The following is a 22,354-nucleotide window of genomic DNA, read 5'->3' as shown; positions in this document are numbered from 1 at the left end:
CTACAACAGAAGCGCCTACTACAACAGAAGCTCCTACAACGACAGAAGCGCCTACTACGACAGAAGCTCCTACTACGACTTCTGTAACTACTACTGAAGAAAAACCTGGACTGCCAAAAACTGGAGAAGGTAAAGGAACATTAGTCACTATCATTGGTTTTGTAACTTTAATTTCATCCATTATTTTGGTAGCATTTCTACATAAATCAAAAAAAGACTAATTCTAAATTAGAGATTAGGTTTGATTAGAAGTTCAAAAAGGATTTACTTTTTAAAAGTAAATCCTTTTTGTATGATTAAAAATAAAAATCGATAACCATTTTATAGTCATCGATTTTAAAATATTTTAGTCCTTTTCACCAAGTTTACTATTGATAGTCATCATGATACTTGCAATCTTTTCACCCCAATATGGATCAGAAGCGTAAAGAGTGTTCATTCCAGATGATTTATTACCAAGATGAGTTCTACCTTCATCAATATAATTCTCTCGGATCCATTTAGCTGCCCCCAAGATCCCCTTATCGACATTGTCAAAACTCTTTGCTGAATCATATGGAGTAGTATCATAGGCAGCAATACCAAAGAAGTTATTCTTATCTTTTGCAATCTGACTACGTCCCCATGCACTTTCTAGAGCACTGTGAGCCATGAGATAGAGTGCATTCACCTGATAACGTTTCTCCGCTTCTTTGAAGACCTCTCCTTTACCTGCAAGGAGGCTGCCCTGAATATTCATAAGAGAATAAACCTTATTCAATTCTTCTGCTGTATAATTGGTTGGCTTTCTTAGGTCTCTATAGAGGAATGGATTCTCAACTTTAAAGTTATCAAAGTTAACGCCATCTGCTGAATAGTATTTTGTACCAATAGCCATCGATGAACTATGAGGTGCTACACGAATACTAGTATAAGGTGATAACTCGTGATAAAGATAACGACCATCGCTTGTGTAATGAGGGATAAACTCATTATTAGTGTTAACAGCTACAAGGTCACTCTTATTCATAAAGCCTGAAAGTCCAGAAATTTGGACTGAGAGTCTGTCACCTTGAGATTCTGTGTCAGAAACAGCAACTATAGTACCTTGGGAAATATAGCTAAGTCTAGCTCCAGAAGCACTATAAACATAGGCTGTTATTGGTTTTACTTTATAATAACTAGATGGATTAGAGATCCACTTCCCGTTATTTTCAAAGCTATAATTTTTCCCATTGATTTTGAGTGTTCCAGTAGCATATAGTCCATCCTCTTTTAGATAATACCAAGCATTGTAACTCTTATCAAAGATCCACTCATTCTTGGCCATATACCCATATGATTTGAGATAGTAGGACCCTTGCCATTGGTTTTCAGCATAAGAACCATCTGATTTTAAGTAGAACCAACTATTGTATTTTTTATCAAAGAACCATTCGTTTTTAGCCATGGCGCCACTATCTTTTAGGTAGTATTTATCTTTCCATTGACTACTCAACATGACCCCGTCTTTGTCAAATAAGTACCAAGAGCTATTAATCTTTTCCCATTTATTACGAACGACTTTACCTGAATCAGTAGCATAGTACCACTTTTCATCCATTTTTACCCAGTTCTTTTCAGCCATAGCACCGCTAGTCTGAAGAAGATAGTCATTATAAATGGTTTTACTTAACATGATACCAGTTTCATCAAAACGATACCATGAACCGTTAATTTTTTCCCATTTGTTGCGGATAATCTTTCCTGATTCTGTGGCATAATGCCACTTTTCATCCATTTTTACCCAACTTTTTTCAGCCATAGCACCGCTAGTCTGAAGAAGATAGTCATTATAAATGGTTTTGCTTAACATGATACCAGTTTCATCAAAACGATACCATGAACCGTTAATTTTTTCCCATTTGTTGCGGATAATCTTTCCTGATTCCCTAGCATAATACCACTTTTCATCTATTTTTACCCAAGAAGTTTCAACCATAGCACCGCTTTTATTAAAGAGATAGTCATCATAAACTGTATTGCTAAGCATGATACCGTCTTGGTTAAAATAATACCAAACTCCAGCTATCTTCTTCCAAGTTTTTACAGCCTTTTTATTTTCATAATAACGCCATTGACCATTCTCTCTTTGCCAACCTTCTTTGTTGACCTCTTCAGTAATTTCTTCTGTTGAAGAATTGTCCTTAGTAAGGGCTGTTTCTTGTTTCTGTGTGGTTTGAGAAGAATCATTTTCTGTCTTATCTTGTTTTCCGTTTTGATTCTGCTTATTGCCCTGCTCTTGACCTTGACTTTGCTTTTGCTCTTTAGCTTCCTTACTAGTTCTATTTGCTACAGATTTGTCAGAACTTTCTATTTTATTTGTAGCTTGGTTTTCTTCAGCCAATACTGTTGTTTTAGAAATACCTGCCATGGAAAGAACAATTGTACTTGCTAGTAATATCTTTTTCATTTTTAACCTTTCAATTTTATATTCCCTATATTTTTTACTTCTTACTTATCGTTTTAAAGACGACAATCTCTATTTTATTATACATTATAATTTTAATTATAAAAGTAAGGTCTTTAAGAAGAAAGAAAGTTGTAATATTATTAAAACAATTTAGAAATAAAAGTCAACAAAAAGTAGTCGAACAATATCTGAACGACTACTTTTTTTATTATGATAATTACCCTTCTATTACTTTGGTACGCTTATTAGTTAGAAACGGTTTTATAAAGATGGATAAAATAGCTAGTACTGCAAAACCAATCCCAACATACCAGTAGGGCGTATCCAAGGTTGTAGAGCGTCCTGAAAGATTGACAATACCTCGGAATAGTGTTCCTGTTGTAGCAATTGCTACTGCCGAATTCCATAAATTAAGACTTAATCTTGAAAAATACGGAAGAACTTTGAGCAAGATTGCTAGTATTATCCCACCCACCAAAGGTATAGCGAACAAGTAATGCATATGAACTGATGTCTCACCAAAACTAAATGCTTCATAAATTCTAGAAAAAGCAAAGAAGAAAATCGTAATTAGTGTATAAGAGACGACAGTTTTTTTAAAGCGTTTTTTGTTAGGATTCTCAGAAGCTTTGTTATCCGTACGGAAAATATCCCAAATCTTATGCTGACCATCTGCGTCTGCTGTGACTATCACCGTTCCATAAATGTTTTGTTCTTAGATATAAGAAAAGGCTGTTTTAAGTGCTTGGCCTTTACCTTGATTCACTTGGTAACGGAGCACCGTAGCATATTGCTCAGCTTTATCAAAGATATTTTGACACCTTGATGAACTGCCGTCGTCGATAACTAGAATATGATAATCACTCTTTTCATGTATTTTTTCGATGAGTGTGATAAGTTTATTATCAGGTTGATAAGCTGGAATGACTATATAGTTCATATCGATACCTCTTTCTTTGATGATGGAATAACTATACAGAACATCGCTTAAAGATACCTTATATCAGTTTTCTTTAAGAAAAAGTTAAAGAAACTTTAAGACTGGAACTCATTTTCTTTAGAAATCAAAACAATCAATATTAATAAATATACAAAAAACCTCAAATAACAAATGAATTTGAGGATGGAATTTATTATAAAATAAACTATTTATTCTATTTTATCTCTTAATTTCTCGACAAAGAGATAGGCTGCGGGACAAGTTAAAGTATTTTTGATAGTCAAATTATTGATTTGATAAATCTTTTTACGGTCGGTATGTGGAAATTCTCTACAAGCCTTAGGACGAACATCGTATATAGAACATAGATTGTCACCACCGAGAAATGGACATGGCATTGACTTAAAGATCTTATCACCGTCTTCATCTACCTGTAGAAATTCATCTTCGAAGGCTGGTAATTTCATTTTAAAGTACTTGGCAATGCGTGTGATATCTGCTTCCTTAAAATCCGGTCCAAGGCTCTTGCAGCAGTTGGCACAGGCTGTACAATCAATTTCTTCAAAAACTTCTTGGTGAATTTCAAGGGCAATCTTATCTAGGTTTTTTGGAGCTTTCTTTTTCAGATTTCCAAGGAATTTACGATGCTCTTTTTGCTTTTGTAAAGCTAATTGGTGATAGTATTCGATATCGATTTCTTTTGACATAGATTCTTTAACATCCTTTTCTGAAACTAGTATACCATAACTGAAAATAAATAAAAACTACTGCCGTTAAGGCAATAGTTTTTACAAGATTAGTTAACTTCGACCACCTCAACCATATCTTTGCCAAGTAAGATTAAATATTTTTCAACTTGATCTATTTGGTAAGAACGAGACAAGGCTTCTGCATATAGAGATAATTGACCTCTATAACGTTCGATCAGTTGACTTGGATATTCATAAAGATCTGTCTTGTAGTCAAAAAGAACAATTTTATCCTCATAAAGGAGATAACCATCTAAAATTCCACGGACAACAAAGTCTTCCTGACTCTTAGCATCTCTTTTTAACATAGAGAAGGGTTGTTCTCGATAAAGTTTATCTTGATTTGCAAGAATCTCTTGACCAAGAGCTGTATCAAAGAAAGATAAGATTTTTTCTAGATTAACTTTATCTTTAACAGCTGAAGTTGCCTGAACTTGCTCCAAGGCTTCTGTCAAGGTTTCTAAAGTAGGTTTCTTAGCGAGATTGATTCGTTGCATGAGTTCATGTGTGGCACTACCAATCTCAGCTCCAGTGACTTTTTCTGTCTTGGAGAAGTCTGGAAGTTCAAACTGAATCATAGTTTCTTTTGGTTTAGATTGACCAGCTACTACTACACCTTCCATATCCATGACTGGTTCATAAAACTTCTTAATCTGACTTGGGGTCTGAACACTTGGAAGATTGATTGCTGCACGGTGGATTTGGTTATAGACTTCCACTTCTTTTAACATTTCCAACGCATCTTTGATAGTTTCTGACTGACGGTTGTCTGCTTGGGATAGGTCTTGAAGTTGACTTTTATGTTCCAATTCTCCGATAGCTTCTTTGGTTAGGTTTTCTTCACCTTCAAAGCGCACACTAAAATGCAAATCCTCTTTAGAAAACGCTTGATAGATGGCCCAAATCCAGTCCTGGAAATTACTAGCATCTAGTCTCGTTTCTCGGGTCAAAAGACCTTTCCCATTTGTCGGATATTCTTTAGATTCTAACTTTTCACGAGAACCTTTTCCAACTAGATAGAGTTTTTTCTCAGCACGCGTCATGGCTACATACAGTAAACGCATCAACTCAGAATAGCTTGCTAATTGGAGCTCTTCCTCATTTTGAGTATAAGTCAAGCTAGGGATAGATAATTTAATGGTAGATGGAACATATTCCTCTTTTGCATTTGTAGCGATTCTAGCTACATAATTTAACCCAATTCCATTTGTGCGACTGAGGATAACCTCAGACATAGTATCCTTCTTGTTGAATTTTTGATCAATATTGAGGATAAAGACATAAGGAAATTCAAGCCCTTTACTCTTGTGAATACTCATAAGTTCTACCGCATCCTTAGGTGGTGCTACAGCAACATTGGCAAGATCATGCTGGGCTTCCAAGACTTGGTCAATCATTCGAATAAAACGGGATAATCCCTTGTAATTACTCTTTTCAAACTGATCTGCTCTTAGAGCAAGGGCGTAGAGATTTGCCTGTCTGGCCTGTCCATTTGGCAAGGCACCGACATAGTCATAGTAAAAGCGGTCGCTATAGATTTTCCAAATGAGGTCATAAAGAGAATGTGTTTTGGAATACAAGCGCCATAAATGGACTGTTTCCATGAAAAATTCTAATTTTTTTTGGAGTTCAGACTTAATTAAATCCTTATGAAGACTAGTTTTCGCTTGAGCATTGACTAGTTTCTCATAAAAGTTCTCTTGAACTTTATCCTCAGATTTTTGGAGAGCGAGACGAGCCAATTCATCCTCATCAAAGCTAAACATCGGAGATTTCATTAGAGCAACTAAAGCGAAGTCTTGAAGAGGGTTGTGGATGACACGAAGAGTATCCAACATCACCTGGACTTCTAGGGATTGCAAATAGTTTGCTTGAGCACCGTCTGTCTTGACAGGAATACCATATTCAGACAAGGCGAGCAGAACTTGATCATTACGACTTCGACTAGCAGTTAAGAGAGCCATGTCCTTGAAAGGTACACCCTTATCATTATGAAGGTGAATTATCTCCTTAAGCACCATCCGCATTTCACCAGTCAGTTTGTTAGTTGCAAGTTCCTCCTCATCATCAGAATCGCTATCATCATCCTTATCGTATAAGAGAACTTCTGCCTTGTTTTCTGGATTTGATTGAATATCAGTATTCCCAAAAACAAGTTGATGCATACCGTCATAAGATATCTCTCCAACTTCCTCGTCCATGAGGTGTTTAAAGACATCGTTCGTAGCATCAAGAACCTCTGAACTGCTCCGGAAGTTTTCCTTAAGTAGAATTAACTGACCTTCTTTGTCATTTTGAGCAAATCTATGGAATTTTTCATTGAAGATTTGAGGATCTGCCTGTCTGAAACGATAAATTGACTGCTTAATATCTCCTACCATAAAACGGTTATGGCCATTAGAGAGGAGTTCCAACATCCTCTCCTGGATATGGTTGGTATCTTGATATTCATCGACCATGACTTCGTGAAAGCGTTCCTGATATTCTTGTCTAACTTGAGGGAAGTTTTCCAATATCTCAATGGTATAGTGGCTAATATCCGCAAATTCAAAGGCATTTTCTTCACGTTTACGTTGTCGATAAGCATCAACAAAATCACTCATGAAAACTTGGAAAGTCTTTGCTAAATCCCAAGACTCTTGATGATAATCTTCTTGGAATTTCAATAAAGCGATTTGTTCATTTAGTGCAATCAGCTTTTCAAACTTTGATTTTCTCTCTTGGTTGTAAGCTTCTTTCAAGTCTTGCAGTTCGGCCTTGCGACTGGCATTTGTGAGAGCTTTACCATTCTTAGCTTTAGAAATATTTACAACTCGCTCTAAAACTTCTTGGTATTGTTCAAAAGTAGATTCGTTGGTTAAAGCTCCGATTTCATCAAGAACTTGTTGAACAGCCTCTAAATACGCTGCTTTACCGAATTCCTTTGCATCATTTTCCAAATGATGACGGAAAAAACTTTCTAAATCCCATAGTTTTTCTTTTATAGGATCTGCGAGTTTTTCTTTGGCGACTGTAAAATCAGCCTTTTCGAAGCCTTTTAAGAATGATTCTTCTAGCCAAGCCAGAGAATTACTTGTAGATTGCAAAAAGTCATAAATCATATAGACCTGTTTACGCAAACCGCGCGCATCCTTGCTTTTTCCAGCAAAGTTTTTGACTAGCTTACTAAACTGTTCTTGTTCCTTACTTTGATAGTGATTTTCAAAAACTTGACGAAAAACATCATTCTTTAAAAGGAGTTGCTCACTTTCATTCTCAAGAATCCGAAAGTTTGGAGCTAGATTAAGGAGATAGCCATGCTTGGTCAGGAATTTTTGCGTAAAAGAGTCCATGGTTCCAATCGCAGCATTGGGTAAATCAGCTAATTGTCTGCCGAGGTGTTTTTTTAGTTCTGGGTCTTGAGTCTCTTGGATTTGTTGACTGATTTTCTTTTCCAAGCGTTCTTTTAACTCGGTTGCTGCCTTAACGGTAAAGGTTGAGATAAAGAGTTGGCGAATTTCTACGCCACGCGCTAGTTGGTCAAGAATTCGTTCAGCCATGACAAAGGTTTTCCCTGAACCAGCTGAAGCTGAGACAAGAATGTTTTGTCCAGAGCTATAAATCGCTTGAATTTGTTCAGCTGTTTTCTTGGGTTTCTTATCAGAATTAGCTTCTGCTACTTGTAACTCTTTAATCTCTTCTTGAGATAAAAATTTCATCGCTCCAACTCCTCTCTGATTTTATTAAACCATGCTTTCTTGTCATTGCTCTTAGCTACCTTATCTAACAATCTAGCATGACCTAGATGATAATTAGCTTCAAATCCTGTAATAGCTTGATATTGTTGAACATAGGGCGCAATGCTTCTACCGTTTTCTGTATATGGATTGATAGCAAATTGACCAGATAAAATCTTCTCTGCTGCCTTTTTGTAGATAAGGGCATTATAGTCTAGTAATAATTGGAATTCTTCATCAGATAACTGATAGGTCTTGTTTTTATTGTAAAACTCTCCAAGGTGTTGCATCTCTTTTTCGAGAAAGAGACCTTGGTATTTCATACTATTATTCGTTTCTACTAAGGCCTTTGATAGAGTTTTAACCTTTTGTAAGGACTGAACCGGTTCAGCCATTTCTAGGTACATGGCTCCAAACAAATCTTTATTACCTTCTTTTTTAAGAGCAGCCAGATAGGTTGGTAGTTGAGAGTTAAGACCGTTATAAAAGAGAGGGAAGTTAAACTGAGTTAGAGAAGATTTGTAATCGACAACACCAATAGCTTCACTGGTCTTTAAGCGGTCGATACGGTCGACTTTACCACGAACATAGACATTTCTGCCGTTTTCTAACTGAACAAAAGCTTGTTCCTTACCACCAAAGACTGCCTCTTCTTGAATCGTTTCAATCTCAGAATTGTGACGCAGAATATGTCCTGTAGCTCGAGCTACATCCAAAAGAACTTCCTTGGTGAATTGAGCTTCTAAACTTTCTTGATAAATAGCTTGAAACTCTCGTTCCTGACTAGTTTCAGAAATGGCTTGTTCTAAACGTCGGTCAAAGGATTCATTAGGCGGAAGTTTCATGGCACGTTCAAAAATACGGTGCAAGAAATTCCCGTGACTTCTAGCGTCAGGTTTCAATCGCAATTCTTCCTGTAAGCCCAATACATATCGCAGGTAATAGCTGTATTCATTTCGATAGAATTCTGTTAGACCAGATGTTGATAGATAAAAATCTTGATTTTGAGGATACAAGGCTTCCAAAGTTTCAGTAGCTAAGGTCTTACTTTTTGGACTTGTCGGTAGGACAGGATTATCAAGACCTTGATCTTCTAATTTTCTCCCCATGACACGAGCTAGAACCTTAATAAAGGTTAAGTCCTGCTCACTTGTCTCCGACTCACCTTGCTGGTGATAAGCAACAAGACTAGACAAAAGACTATGATAAGAACCAATGTCATCCTTTGTTAGATTTTTTCGATCAATTCTCTGTTCAATCTTGCTAAAACCAAAATCCTGCAATTCTTTCAGATAAACAGACTCTTTACTCTCGTTTTCATTTAGTAAACTTGGTGCTGACAAGACTAACTGTTTACGGGCAGAATTGACCAAAGAAAGCATGGTATAGCGATTCTTCTTAAGATTTTCTTGACTTGCAATCAGTAATTGAGAACCTTCTTGAGTTGCTTGGTTTAGCACTTCTCTTTCTTCATCGCTCAACAAACTAGTGTTTTGAGCAATTTTAGGCAAGTGGTCTTGAGTTAAGCCAAGTGCATAGATGTAATCAGCTGTCAAGGGTGCAATCAAATCATAACTCTGCACCAGGACAGTATCTACCGTTGCTGGAATTGTACGGTAATTTGACAAGCTCATACCTGAATGAAGAAGTGCCAAGAAATCATCTAAAGTGACCTGAGAACCTTCAAATACAGTTGCAAATTGCTCCATTACGTGGCAAAATGCTTTCCAGACCTCCTCTTGTCTTTCTTGCTCTGCTACTTCCATCGTTGCAGATAAGGTTTGTAACTGCTTGGTCAAATAAGCATCTTTCAAAAAGTTGCTCCATCTTGCAAGAAGATTCTCAGCTTTTTGCTTACGACTAGATAATAAAGTTTCTAGTGGATTTAGAACACGAACACGAAGCTTATTTAATTTTTCTAAATCAAATTTCCCATGATGATTTTTTGTGAATTCTTGTTTAAAACTAGAAAGACCATCAATACCTAGATAACGAAGATATTGTTCAAAGCTATCAATTTCCTCTTGGTTAAGGTCAGTATACAAGCCAGTGCGTAAGAGATTAATCAAATCTTCTTGACGGAAATTGTATCGTTTCAAACGCCCGATGGATTCTACGAATTGCGTTAAAGGATGATGAGCCATGGACTCACTCTTGCCCAGATAAAAAGGAATCTGATATTGATTAAAAATTGTCTGCAGAGACAGTTTATAAGACTCTACATCTCCGAGTAAGATACGAAAATTCTTATAGCTAAGTTTTGGCTCTTGGTGCAATTTCTGACGAATACTACGAGCAACTAACTCCAACTCTTCTTTTTGGGTCAGACAAGACCAGATTTGCAAGTCTTCTCTATCCTTAGCATCCACTTCTAAGCTAATTTCAGAATAATCATAAGCACTTTCCAGTAATTTTGAGGCTTTGGCAAAGGCATCAAGTTGCTCATGTTCTTGACAAGTATTTTCTGCCTTAGTCTGATATTTAAAGGCCAAATGACGTAAAAACTCAACACTGGCTTGATAGAGGTTCCCTTCAGTAAACGGACTTGTATAAGCTTTTTTAGTCGCATAAGCCCCGATAACAATTTCAACACCCTTACGATATAGTAGATCCACTAGGTGTTCTTCTTCTGCAGAAAATCGGGTAAAACCATCAATGACTAGGGCAATCTGACTAAAATCACTACTTACCTTGTTTTCTTCGATAGCATCAATCAGATATGATAATTGACTCCCTTGCGAAACTTGACCTTGATTCAGATAAGCTGTTACCTTTTCAAAAATCAAGAGTAAATCAGAACGTTTATCAGCGTCAGATAGACTTTCTAAATCCAAAAAGCTTATCTTCGCAGTTGTCATTTCGTGATAAATTTCAATCAATTGCTGGATAAATTGCTGATCTTGCTTAATAGCCCCGTAAACACGTAAATCCTTAGCGTCTATCTCAGACAGACACTTATAAAAAGCCATACCCAGACCAATATCATCGAGACTAGACTTCGCTGGTATATCGTTTAAAACCAGATAACGAGCCATTTGAGCAAAGCGCGTGACTGTGATTGCAAAAGAAGCCTGCTGACTCAAGCACTCCAGCACGGCGCGTTCCTTTTCAAAAGAAAGAGAGTTAGGGGCGATATAAAAGACTCGTTTTCCTTGGTCAACTAGTCCTTGAGCCCCCTTGGTTAGGATTTCTGTCAAAGAAGTCCGAATGTCGGTATAAAGTAGTTTCATCTCTGCCTCATTTGTTGTTTCATTACTCTCTATTATACCATTTTTAAGCTGAAACAGTTTGGTGCAAAGAGTAAATTTCAGCCTATACAAGATATATAAAAAAATAAAAAGTTGGAATTACATCCGACTTTTTAATATTTACCTAGAATGAAACAAGAGTACCCATAATTCCCAAAATGCAGCAATGTTGATCATGATGTGAAGTAAAATGGGATAATAGAGAGAGTGAGTTTTTCGGTAGAGGAATGCTACAATCGCTCCTCCGCTTGCATAGGTGAAAAAGGCAAGTGGTGTTATACCATCAGAAACATGCACATAGCCAAAGACACAGGCTGATAGTAAAACATCTCCATACCAAGGTGAATCTTTCAAAAATGTATTCATGAGAACTCCTCGATAAACCAATTCTTCTGTAATTGGTCCTAGCAAACAAGTAATAAGCAATAAATATAGTAACTCTTGTCTCCCTGTCATCTCAACTAATTCATTTAAAGCCATTTGATTGGACGTTGCTGGGGTTAAAAAGGAAAACACAATACCTGAAAGATGATTGACTCCATAAGCAAGAAGCAAATAAACTGGATATCTCCATTTCCACTTCAACTCAAGAATTTTCCTACCTTCGAATACTAATAAATAAAGAATAGCTATAAAAGTAACGCTAAACTCTAAAAAAGCAAGAATTTGAAAAAATTCTCTACTAGCAGGTACAAGCCTACCTGCAAAATGATTAAAAATCCACCAAAACCAAGTCTTTCTATAAATGATTACCAATAAGGCTAGTAAAATCTGTACTACTCTTTTTTTCATGATAAATCCTCTGCTTTTTATACTTTATACTATAATATTAAATGCATCGCAAATTTAGTATATCATATTTTTGTTATCTATCTACTAAAAACCTAAATAGAAATGGCATTTCACTTAGCTTTAGACTTATTTGCCTCAAAATATGCTATAATAAAGGCAAAACACGAGAAAAGGAAAGACTATGATTAAATTACTTGCTCTAGATATGGATGGTACTCTTCTCAACGAAGCCAAGGAAATTCCTCAAGCTCATATTGATGCTATTCATAAAGCTATCGAAAAAGGTGTCAAACTGGTTCTCTGTACTGGTCGTCCCCTCTTTGGAGTTCTTCCCTACTACAAGAAACTCGGTCTTGATTTGCAAAATGAATACGTTATTGTCAATAATGGTTGTTCTACCCACCAAACCAGCGACTGGAGCCTTGTCTTCTGGCGAGAACTTAGCAAATCTGACATCGAATACCTGAATGACCTAGCTGAAAAGAGTGAGGTTCAGTTGACTCTCTTTGATGAGGAACACTACTTCGTTCTCGGAGGCAAACCAAATCCTATCGTTCAATATGATGCCACACTTGTTTTTGCTGACCTGACTGAAATCTCACTGGAAGAATCTACTAGTGGTAAATATCGTATGTTCCAGGGAATGTTTTTAGGGACAAAAGAACAAACAGATGACTTTGAACAACGATTTGCTGATGAACTTTGTCAGAGATTTAGCGGTGTTCGTTCCCAACCTGTTATCTATGAGGCAATGCCACTCGGTACAACCAAGGCTTCTGCTCTTTCTCGTTTGGCTGAGATTTTAGATATCCAACCTTCTGAAATCATGGCTATGGGTGATGCCAATAACGACATTGAGATGTTAGAGTTTGCTGGGCTGGGGATCGCTATGGGAAATGCCAGCGACCACGTCAAATCTCTCGCAGATGCTGTAACTGCCAGCAATGAAGAAGACGGTGTTGCACGCGCTATTGAGAAATATATTTTGTAGAAAATAAGCCCAGTCAACTAGTATTTCTAGCCAACTGGGCTTTTATTTTTTTAAAATATAAAAACTTTAGAAACTCTTTAGAAATGCTTGACGATTCTTTGATATCTATGCTTTATACTAGAGTTATAAAAATAAAACATCTTATACTCTTCGAAAATCAAATTCAAACCACGTCAGCTTCGCCTTGACGTACTCAAGTACAGCCTGCGGCTCGCTTCCTAGTTTGCTCTTTGTTTTTCATTGAGTATTAAAGGTTAAAGGAGAAAACTATGAAAACAGTCCTCGAAATCCATGGCTTGTCCAAACAATTTGGCAAACAACCTATTCTACAAGATCTTAGTCTCTCAGTTAAAGAAGGAGATATCTATGGACTTATCGGAAAAAATGGTGCTGGTAAAACAACTCTGATTAAAATCGTTACACAATTATTATCTGCTGACCAAGGAACTATTTCCCTCTTTTCTAGTCAAGGGTATAAGGAGTGTACGAAAGCCCTATCTCGAGTGGGTTCAGTCATTGAATCCCCAGTAGCTCACAATCATTTAACAGCCTATCAAAATCTAAGGTACTATTGTACTATTCGACATATCCCAAATGCTGATCAAGTCATTCAGGAAACATTAAAGTATGTGGGGTTAACAGATACAGGTAGAAAAGTTTTTCGAGATTTCTCTCTTGGAATGAAACAACGCCTAGGCATTGCGATTGCCCTCCTATCAAAACCAGACTTTCTCATCCTTGATGAACCTATCAATGGACTTGACCCAATCGGTATTAAAGAGTTTCGTCAAATGATTCAACGTCTGAATCAAGAACTAGGCATAACCATTCTCATCTCTAGTCATATCTTGTCAGAACTCTATCTGGTTGCCAATCGCTTTGGAATTTTAGACCAAGGGAAAATCATTCGAGAAATCAGTAAGGCCGAATTTGAGACGCTTAATGAAGACTATATTGTTCTAAAAACAAGTGACAAAGAAAAAGCTAGTCAAATCTTAAAAGACAAAGTTCATCTCGAATTTAAAGTTGTTAATTCAGATAATGAGATTCATATTTTTAGTCATGAACAAGATGTCAAACGCATTCTCAAAGAACTTACTCTAGCAGATGTTGACGTGGATGAGATTTACTATGCTCGTCAAAATCTTGAAGAATACTTCACACAATTAGTAAAATAGGAGGAAAACCATGATACATACAATTCAAGCAGACTTTTACCGTCTTTTCCGTTCCAAAGGATTTTGGATTACAGAGCTCGTTCTCTTTGCACTCATGTTAATGGGGGCTACTTTCGGAGCTACAGGACAGATCATATCCGTCAGTACAAGTACAAACGCAGAAACCGAACTGCCAAGCAAGGGATGGGATGGGATACAAGCCCTTATTAACACCTCTAGCAATAGCTCAAACCTAGTTTTCCTCTGTATTATACTTGCTTGCTTAGTTCTAGGAGTTGATCTTATCGGAAAACTCTATAAAAACAGTTTGACAGTGGGTGTTTCTCGTACAGAATTCTTCCTAGCCAAGTCTGTAGTATTAGCAAGTATCGCTCTAATGCAAATTCTTGTTAGCCTAGTTATTGCTTTCGTACCAGCGACTATCCTAAACGGTCTTGGTACGATGCCAGAAGGATTTATTGGCAATCTCCTTATTACTATTGGTCTTCAATTCCTCTGTCTTCTAGCTTGGCTATCTATTGTTTCCTTCATTCTCTATGTGACTCATTCTTATTTGGCTGTTTTCATAGGCTATTTAATCAGCTCTATCTTGCTTTCAACGCCAATGCTTATCTTTCCAGATATCGAGATTTTGCGCTATTTATCCTTGAACTTTGCCTATGCCATGACTGACTATAGCCAGGCCATTCTATATACCGTTATCGTTACTGTAACCATTATTCTACTCTTTACCATTAGTGGGCTTGCTGTTTTCAAAAAGAAAAGCTTATAAAAATAACCTCCTCTATTCAAAAAGAGGAGGTTATTTGTTTTAAAAGAGTATCTTAACTGTAAACCAAGCACCATCACTACTTAGTTGTAGTTCTGCACCAAGTAGATGAGATAATTCTTCTGTAATATAAAGACCTAAACCAGAGGATTCTTCTGTATCTGAGAGGTTTTCAGAGTAAAATCGTTGACTGAGATTTTCAATTTTACGAATCGGTTGTTTGACAAGATTAGCAATTTCCAAACAGATATGATTGTCCACTTCTTTCAAAGAAAATCTCGCTTCATCCTTACCATGTTTTAAAACATTGCCAATAAGATTTTGTAACATACGATCTAATAAATCTGGATCTGTTAATAAATAGAGACCAGGTTCTACTTGCAAATCAAGGTTAATCTTTGCCGTCTGAAAAGAATCATAATAGGTCAGCAATTTTTGCGTCATAAATGTTGAAACTTCTAACTCAGATAAGTCAGGCTTAACTGCTCCCTCCATTAACCGACGGTAGTCCAAAAGAGCCTCTAGGCGTTTTGAAACTTGATTGAGATGATGAGCAATTTTTCTCAAACTCTCAGACTCAGGATTTTCTGTTTTAAGCAATTGCTGAGTGTACCCCGACGCAATCGTTAAAGGCGTCCGAATATCATGGGCAATATTGCTAATAGCCATGTCTAAAGTCTGCTTCTCTCGCTTCATAATCAAGCGTGACTGCTCAACATCTTGAAAGAGATGATTGATTTGCTGGTAAAGATGTATAAAATCCTTGGAGAAAGTGGACACCCCGATTCTCTTCATACTTCCAGTCAGAATCTTGTCTTCAATTTGTTGGCTCAAGTTTACCAGTGCTAGATGATAGCGAATCAACCCTATCGTCAATAGGATAATAACCAACAGTAGCAAAGAAAGTAAAATATAGATCATTGCTCATCTCCTTTTAACCGAACACCAACTCCCAGATAGTTTCAATATACTCTTGCTCTGGATCAAGTTGGCTTAATTTTTTACGGAGATTACTTAAATGAGTGTTGAGAGTATTGTCGCCTGGTAAATAAGTATCCTCCCAGACTAATTCATAGAGTTCTTCTTTCGTAAAAATCTTCTTAGGATGTCTCAGCAAGGTTTGGAGTATCAAACATTCTTTCTTAGCTAGGCGAATAGTTTCCTGGCAATTTTTGATTTCAAAACTATCTGCATCAAATTGAATATTTTTTAACTGTTGAATCAATTTGTCAGGATGTTCGATTTCAGCTGCTTGCTTATCACTATTTTGACGTAATTGTACCGTAACCCTAGCAAAAACTTCATCCAAATCAAAAGGCTTTACAATATAATCATTAGCACCATCTAAGAGATATTGGCTGATGAGCTTTTTATCGCTTAGGGCAGTTAGCATGATGACAGGAACTGAACTATCGTGTCTAATGGCTTTTAAAACCTGATCGCCATTTTTTCCTGGAAGCATAATATCTAACAAGATTAGATCAATGTCACCTTGTTCAAATCGTATCATTCCTTCAGTACCAGAAAAAGCCTGAATCACCTCATGCTCCTCAGAAAGAAGAGTTCTCAAAATTTCTTGAATCTCATTATTATCTTCAACGATAAGTATTCTAGCCATAAACACCAACCTTTCTAATAGTATTATATCATGTTTTTTTAGGAATTTCGGATAAAGAAAAACTCTCCTTCATGCTTAAATACGAAGAAGAGTTCATTAGCTATATTAAATTAAAGCTGTCAATGCGGTAATAAGTCCAAAAACGATACCTGGTGCATTAGCTGCTGCCAAAGGAATATCACGTTCTTTTTTAAAGAGACCGTAGTAAACCCAAAGACTGCAGTTAAGTGCAGCTACTGCTGGTTGGATAAAATTCCCTTTTTGACCAGCAAGGTTATTCATAATTTGAGGAATATAAGAGACATACATCATTACAGACATAAAGGTTGCAATCCAACCTAAAGTTTTCATTTGTTTTTCAGTCATTTTTTCTCCTTTCAAAAACAGTCTCAATTATACACTATTTTTTAAGATAGTGAAGTTTAAAAACCTATTCGTTTAAAACTTACTTCTTCTCAATCGGTGCTACACTGGCTAAGAGTTTTTTGAGACCAACCTCTGGAAAATTGATTTTCAATTCCTGTGTTGATCCACTACCTGATACTTCAAGGACAGTCCCTTGACCCCATTTTTTATGAAGGGCAATATCACCGATAGACCAATTTGTCTCACTAGAAGAAGATTTACTAGTAGATGCAAATTGTCCAAACGGTAAACCACTTGATTGGATCGATGTAGGCGCAGTATTCCGTTTTCGTTCTTGAAGAGACTGAGCCAGACTCACTCCTTGCCCAAATGTAGTACCACCACTACTGTATGATGCTTTAAAACTTGTATTAGCTGGACGAGCCAAACCTTGATAGGTCAACAAATCTGAACTAATCTCGTTGATAAAACGGGTCGGACGATTGTAACTTGTACGTCCGAAAAGTAAGCGAGAGTTTGCGTTAGTCAGATAGAGAATCTTCTCAGCGCGCGTGATACCTACATAGGCCAAACGACGTTCTTCTTCCAATTCATCAGGATCTTCAGAGGCACGACTAAGAGGAAATACATTCTCCTCCATACCAATAATAAAGACAACTGGAAACTCGAGTCCTTTGGCAGAGTGTAAGGTCATTAAGGTTACTTCTGACGTCTCCTGACTGCCTGAGTCCGTATCTGCAATTAAGGCAAGATCATTCAGGAAACGACTCAGTTTATCTAGTCCTGTTTCCTCTTCTTGGCTTTCAGGATTGTCATCAAAGTTTTTGGTAACAGATAAGAATTCCTCGATATTTTCAACCCGAGCCTTACTTTCCAAGGTTGCTTGTGCATTTAGAATATCAACGTAACCTGTTTTTTCAAGGACAGCCTCAACCAACTCTGTAATGGTTAATTGGTCCAATTGCTCCCTCAAATCAAGAATCATATTGGCAAAGTCCCAGATTGACTGGGCTGCCTTACCCTTAATTCCTGATAACATGATATTGGCTGAAGCATCCAGCATGGACATTTCTTGCAAATTAGCAAAGTCGCGAATCTTCTCAACAGTTCCTGGTCCAATACCACGCTTTGGTTCATTTATGATACGCTCAAAACTGATATTATCACTCAAATTGGCAATGAGATTCAGATAAGCGATAATATCACGAATTTCCTTACGGCTGTAGAATTTTGTTCCTCCAACCATAGTATAAGGAATATTGGACTTGAGCAGAGCTTCCTCAATAGTACGTGACTGGGCATTAGTACGATAAAGGACTGCAAAGTCTTTATGTAGGAAGTTTTGACTTCGACCAAGTTCATCAATGGTTTTGGCTACAAAAACAGCCTCATCCTGTTCATCGTTAGCTCGGTAGTAAATAATTTGTTCCCCATCCGCATTTTGAGTCCATAGATTCTTAGGACGGCGATTTTTATTGTTTTTAATAACGTCATTAGCCGCTTGTAGAATGGTTTTTGTTGAACGGTAATTTTCTTCTAGTAAAACCACCTTAGCATCAGGATAATCCTTTTCAAAATCGAGGATATTCTGCATATCAGCACCACGCCATCCGTAGATAGACTGGTCCGCATCCCCAACAACACAGATATTTTTAAAGCGAGAAGCCAACAGTTTGACCAGTTGGTACTGGGCATGGTTGGTATCTTGGTACTCATCGACATGGATATATTGGAATTTTTGCTGATAGTAAGTCAAGACGTCAGGATTTTTATCAAAGAGGCGCAAGGTCAACATAATCAAATCATCAAAGTCAACTGACTCAGATTGACGGAGTTCCTTTTGATAGGCCTCATAACACTTAGCGACAATGTTTGTATATAAATCTCCTGCTTGAGCAGCATAAGCAACATCGTCAATCAGATCATTCTTAGCATTAGAAATGGTCCCTAAAATAGAGCGTTCATTCCACTTTTTAGGATCCAAGTTTAACTGCTTGAGAATGCGTTTCATCAGTGTTCGTTGCTCACCTGGATCGATAATGGTAAAGTTACGATTGTAACCAATATGATCCGCATCACGACGTAAGATACGAACGCACATAGAGTGAAAGGTCGCTATCAAACAGTCCTGTGTAGATGGATTAAGCCCATAGGCACGTTCTTTCATTTCACGAGCAGCCTTATTAGTAAAGGTGATGGCTAAAATATTCCAGGGATTAACCATCTTTTCATCAATTAAGTAGGCAATACGATGGGTCAAAACTCGTGTCTTACCAGAACCAGCCCCCGCCATGATCAGCAGTGGACCTTCTGTTGTTTGGACCGCTTCAGCCTGTCGGTCATTCATACCGTTTAATAAAGGGTTCATTTTCTCTTCCTATTCCTATTCTTGAAATCAATGTTTCTATTATATCAAAAAAGACTGAAAATAACTTTATCAGAGACAAGCTTCCTTTTTTTCTAAAAAAAGAACACTAACAAGTGTTCTTTTTATTTTAATCATGAATAGATTGTAAAAGTGTCAACAAGGCTTGAGCCGATCTGCGTCCTGCTTCTACGATAAATTCATCAAATGAAATAGAAGCTTCGTGGTTAGCATTATCACTCATGGCACGGACAACTAAGAAAGGTAGATTCAGAGCGTGAGCTGCTTGAGCGATAGCCGCCCCTTCCATCTCCACAGCAAGAACTTGAGGGAAATGTTTTTTTATAGCAGCTATCTTGTCTTCACCAGCTACAAAGCTGTCACCCGTCACAATCAAACCTAAATGCCATTTTTGGTTAAGCTTAGACAAACTCTCTTGAATCAAGCTAACAAACTTTTTATCTGTTTCAAAATAGAGTGGTTGTTGGGCCATCTGACCGTATTCATAACCAAAAGCAGTCACATCAACATCATGATAGGCTAGCTTTTCAGCAATCACTACATCACCGACTTCGATCCCTTCTGCTAAAGCGCCAGCTGAACCAGTGTTGATAACAGCATCTACTTTAAAGTGATCAGCTAAGATTGCTACACTCATAGCAGACATAACTTTACCAATTCCACTCTCGACCAAGACAAGCTCGACTGAACCAATTTTACCTGTATGATACTTATTTCCTAATACCGTCTCTTCTTGAGCATTTTCTAAATGTTGAATTAGATAAACTAGCTCTTCTGGCATAGCTGCTATAATTCCTATTTTCATGACATTCCCCTTAAATAAATCTCATTGCTAAAACTAGCAAAATCAAGAGAAGAATAACAGCAAATAGAATCTTATTCAGTTTTGAGTTAAAGACATTTCTCTTAGTATTTTCGATTCGACGACTTTTATGGATTTGCGGTTCAACCTCAATCGTTATGGTATCTTGACTAAATCCATGGTCACTTGAACGTGAAGCTCTATAATGTTGAGATGAAGTAGATAGTATCTTTGTCTCTTGATCGTCTACTAAAGTAGGACCAGAGATATTTTCACCACGATTTGCACGCTCGATTATTTCGTCTGTTAATAAAGGTTTTCCCATGGGTTCCTCCCCTATTTTTTTTGTAATTCCCAGTACTGGATAGCCATGATAGTCTTGGCATCACAGATATCACCAGACTGGATCAGTTGTTTAGCTTCTTCAAGACTAACTTCAAGTAATTCTAAAGTTTCATCTTCATCCTGCGGACGTGGATTCTTAACCTTTGTCAAATCACTTGCCAAATAAAGTTTTAATCGCTCATTACAGAAACCAATAGCAGAATAGAAATCATACAAAAGAGTCAGTTTTCCAGTGTAAGCTGCTTCTTCTTCCAATTCGCGAAGGGCTGCCGCTTCAGGATCAGCGTTTTCTCCAATTTCTAGTTTTCCTGCAGGAATTTCAACAGAAACTTTTTCAATCGCCTTGCGATATTGCTTGACTAGAACAATCTTATTTTCTGGAGTAACTGCAAGAACACATACTGCACCATTATGGAAAATCAAATCACGTTGAGCTGTCCCTTTTTCATTAGGAAGTTCGACCTGGTCTTGTACCAATTGGAAAATAGGACCTTTATAGATTTCTCTACGGCTGAGTGTTTTCTCTTCAAATTCCATGATTAGCTCCTATTTGTTTTTAGGATGGTGAGGGAGATGGGTTGCATATTCGTCTTTGTTAACTTGGCGGCCACGACCGATGGCAATAGCATCAGCAGGCACGTCTTTAGTAATGGTTGAACCTGCGCCAACAAGAGAGTTATCTCCTAGTTCAACAGGAGCAATGATGGTTGAATTAGAACCAACAAAGACATTGTTTCCGATGACTGTCTTATATTTATTTTTCCCATCATAGTTGACTGTTATTGTACCAGCACCAAAGTTGACGTCACTGCCAACTTCACAGTTACCAATGTATGTCAAATGACCAGCTTTTGTATTTTCTCCAATGCTAGAACCTTTAACTTCAACAAAGTTTCCAATATGAACATCTTTTGCCAGGCTAGATCCTGGACGAATATGAGCGTAAGGTCCGACTGTAACACCATCTGCTACTGTGCTTTCCTCAATCATAGAATTGGTAATTACAGCACCTGAACCTATAGTACTATCGACAATATAAGTTCCATTCGTCAAAACAGTTTCTGCACCAATCTTACTAGAACCTTTGAGGGTTACATTAGCTTCAATTTGTACATCTGGAGCAATTTCAACATCCACATCAATATAAGTCGCTTCTGGATTTACAAAACTAACACCATTAACCATGTGGGCTTGGTTAATACGACGACGCATAACAGCTTCTGCCGTAGCGAGCGCTACACGATCATTTACTCCAAGGCTTTCATCAAAGTCTTTCAGAGTATAAGCTCCAACTTTCTCACCAGCTTCACGGAATATTCCAATCACATCCGTGATATAGTATTCACCTTGAGCATTGTTGGTGTTGATATTCTTAAGTGCTTCAAAGAGACGAGCGTTATCAAAAACATAAGTTCCTGTATTGATTTCTTTAATTTGTTTCTCGAAATCAGTCGCATCTTTTTGTTCTACGATACGTAGCACTTCAGCATTTTCATTACGAACAATACGTCCATAACCAAATGGATCTTCAGCTTCTGCGGTAAGGATAGTGGCTACGTTCTTGTGATTCACATGAAAATCAATCAAGTTTTTCAAACTTTCACCCGTGATTAATGGTGTATCACCTGCAATAACCAATGTTTGTCCAGAAAGACCCTCAAGAATTGGCTCGGCCATCATAACCGCATGACCAGTACCTAATTGCTCAGATTGTCTCACAAAATCAGTCTGTCCTGCTAAAACTTGCTCTACAAGTTCAGCCTTATGCCCGATTACAGTAACTGTTTTTTCAGGATTAATTACGCCAACGCTACGAAAAACATGCTCAAGCATTGAAATTCCCGCAACCTTGTGCATAACTTTAGGTAGATCTGATTTCATACGGGTACCTTTACCCGCTGCTAAAATAATTGCATAATTTGCCATATTTTTCTCTTTTCTATAGAAATTCTTTATTATTATACCACAATTTACTTCACGATACACAAATTTGTTGACCTCAACATGACGTTAATGACTGTCA

At 37.3% G+C, this 22,354-nt stretch carries 16 protein-coding genes and 3 pseudogenes; 4 read left to right on the top strand and 15 right to left on the bottom strand.

Annotation, left to right across the window (positions count from 1 at the left end; genetic code table 11):
* Window positions 1–221, top strand: a 221-nt coding sequence (locus AB8E63_RS04865) for an LPXTG cell wall anchor domain-containing protein (RefSeq protein WP_368910239.1), incomplete at its 5' end; no start/stop codon positions are given.
* A gap of 125 nt (window positions 222–346) precedes the next feature.
* On the opposite strand, the gene AB8E63_RS04860 is transcribed toward AB8E63_RS04865, so the two are convergent.
* The 7 genes and pseudogenes from AB8E63_RS04860 to AB8E63_RS04830 all read right to left on the bottom strand — a co-directional run bounded on the left by AB8E63_RS04860 (window position 347) and on the right by AB8E63_RS04830 (window position 11,876).
* On the bottom strand, window positions 347–2,431 hold the full coding sequence (locus AB8E63_RS04860; RefSeq protein WP_368910238.1) for a glucosaminidase domain-containing protein: 2,085 nt from the start codon (window positions 2,429–2,431) through the stop codon (window positions 347–349).
* 217 nt (window positions 2,432–2,648) lie between these two features.
* Window positions 2,649–3,050: pseudogene (locus AB8E63_RS04855) on the bottom strand (hypothetical protein); the annotation flags it as partial.
* Window positions 3,039–3,371, bottom strand: a pseudogene (locus AB8E63_RS04850) (glycosyltransferase); the annotation flags it as partial. The pseudogenes AB8E63_RS04855 and AB8E63_RS04850, both read right to left, overlap by 12 nt.
* Before the next feature lie 209 nt (window positions 3,372–3,580).
* Window positions 3,581–4,078, bottom strand: a complete 498-nt coding sequence (locus AB8E63_RS04845) for a YkgJ family cysteine cluster protein (protein ID WP_006152239.1) — start codon at window positions 4,076–4,078, stop codon at window positions 3,581–3,583.
* A gap of 89 nt (window positions 4,079–4,167) precedes the next feature.
* Window positions 4,168–7,818 (bottom strand): helicase-exonuclease AddAB subunit AddA, encoded by a 3,651-nt coding sequence (gene addA, locus AB8E63_RS04840; RefSeq protein WP_368910237.1) that lies wholly within the window; start codon window positions 7,816–7,818, stop codon window positions 4,168–4,170.
* Window positions 7,815–11,066, bottom strand: a complete 3,252-nt coding sequence (gene rexB, locus AB8E63_RS04835) for an ATP-dependent nuclease subunit B (protein ID WP_368910236.1) — start codon at window positions 11,064–11,066, stop codon at window positions 7,815–7,817. Before rexB ends, addA begins: the two co-directional genes overlap by 4 nt.
* 138 nt (window positions 11,067–11,204) lie before the next feature.
* On the bottom strand, window positions 11,205–11,876 hold the full coding sequence (locus AB8E63_RS04830; RefSeq protein ID WP_368910235.1) for a lysostaphin resistance A-like protein: 672 nt from the start codon (window positions 11,874–11,876) through the stop codon (window positions 11,205–11,207).
* 181 nt (window positions 11,877–12,057) lie between these two features.
* Here AB8E63_RS04830 and AB8E63_RS04825 point away from each other — a divergent pair, with 181 nt between their 5' ends.
* The 3 genes from AB8E63_RS04825 to AB8E63_RS04815 all read left to right on the top strand — a co-directional run bounded on the left by AB8E63_RS04825 (window position 12,058) and on the right by AB8E63_RS04815 (window position 14,817).
* Window positions 12,058–12,867 (top strand): Cof-type HAD-IIB family hydrolase, encoded by an 810-nt coding sequence (locus AB8E63_RS04825; RefSeq protein WP_368910234.1) that lies wholly within the window; start codon window positions 12,058–12,060, stop codon window positions 12,865–12,867.
* Window positions 12,868–13,136: 269 nt separating this feature from the next.
* On the top strand, window positions 13,137–14,045 hold the full coding sequence (locus AB8E63_RS04820) for an ATP-binding cassette domain-containing protein (protein WP_368910232.1): 909 nt from the start codon (window positions 13,137–13,139) through the stop codon (window positions 14,043–14,045).
* A gap of 10 nt (window positions 14,046–14,055) precedes the next feature.
* Complete coding sequence (locus tag AB8E63_RS04815; protein ID WP_368910230.1) at window positions 14,056–14,817, top strand: ABC transporter permease; 762 nt, start codon at window positions 14,056–14,058, stop codon at window positions 14,815–14,817.
* A gap of 39 nt (window positions 14,818–14,856) precedes the next feature.
* Here AB8E63_RS04815 and AB8E63_RS04810 read toward each other — a convergent pair whose 3' ends face one another.
* From AB8E63_RS04810 to glmU, 8 genes and pseudogenes are all read right to left on the bottom strand, one after another.
* Window positions 14,857–15,735 carry a sensor histidine kinase gene (locus AB8E63_RS04810; protein ID WP_368910228.1) on the bottom strand — a complete coding sequence of 293 codons (879 nt, stop codon included), beginning with the start codon at window positions 15,733–15,735 and terminating at the stop codon, window positions 14,857–14,859.
* A pseudogene (locus AB8E63_RS04805) lies at window positions 15,732–16,432 on the bottom strand (response regulator transcription factor). Before AB8E63_RS04805 ends, AB8E63_RS04810 begins: the two are co-directional and overlap by 4 nt.
* Before the next feature lie 105 nt (window positions 16,433–16,537).
* Window positions 16,538–16,798, bottom strand: a complete 261-nt coding sequence (locus AB8E63_RS04800) for a SemiSWEET family transporter (RefSeq protein WP_045763891.1) — start codon at window positions 16,796–16,798, stop codon at window positions 16,538–16,540.
* 79 nt (window positions 16,799–16,877) lie between these two features.
* A complete protein-coding gene (gene pcrA, locus AB8E63_RS04795; RefSeq protein WP_368910226.1) occupies window positions 16,878–19,166 on the bottom strand; it encodes a DNA helicase PcrA in 2,289 nt (762 codons plus the stop codon).
* 127 nt (window positions 19,167–19,293) lie between these two features.
* The gene (locus AB8E63_RS04790) at window positions 19,294–19,989 is read right to left on the bottom strand and encodes a 5'-methylthioadenosine/adenosylhomocysteine nucleosidase (RefSeq protein ID WP_368910224.1); all 696 of its coding nucleotides are present in this window, start codon (window positions 19,987–19,989) and stop codon (window positions 19,294–19,296) included.
* A gap of 10 nt (window positions 19,990–19,999) precedes the next feature.
* Window positions 20,000–20,311, bottom strand: coding sequence for a cell wall synthase accessory phosphoprotein MacP (gene macP, locus AB8E63_RS04785; protein WP_368910222.1), 312 nt, complete (start codon window positions 20,309–20,311; stop codon window positions 20,000–20,002).
* Between the two features lie 11 nt (window positions 20,312–20,322).
* Window positions 20,323–20,868 carry an NUDIX hydrolase gene (locus tag AB8E63_RS04780; RefSeq protein ID WP_368910220.1) on the bottom strand — a complete coding sequence of 182 codons (546 nt, stop codon included), beginning with the start codon at window positions 20,866–20,868 and terminating at the stop codon, window positions 20,323–20,325.
* Window positions 20,869–20,877: 9 nt separating this feature from the next.
* Complete coding sequence (gene glmU / locus AB8E63_RS04775) at window positions 20,878–22,257, bottom strand: bifunctional UDP-N-acetylglucosamine diphosphorylase/glucosamine-1-phosphate N-acetyltransferase GlmU (RefSeq protein WP_368910218.1); 1,380 nt, start codon at window positions 22,255–22,257, stop codon at window positions 20,878–20,880.
* Window positions 22,258–22,354 lie beyond the last annotated feature (97 nt).

The sequence above is a fragment of the Streptococcus sp. oral taxon 061 genome, assembly GCF_964211575.1.
GTDB lineage: Bacteria > Bacillota > Bacilli > Lactobacillales > Streptococcaceae > Streptococcus.
This window is presented reverse-complemented; position numbering and strand designations above follow the sequence as displayed.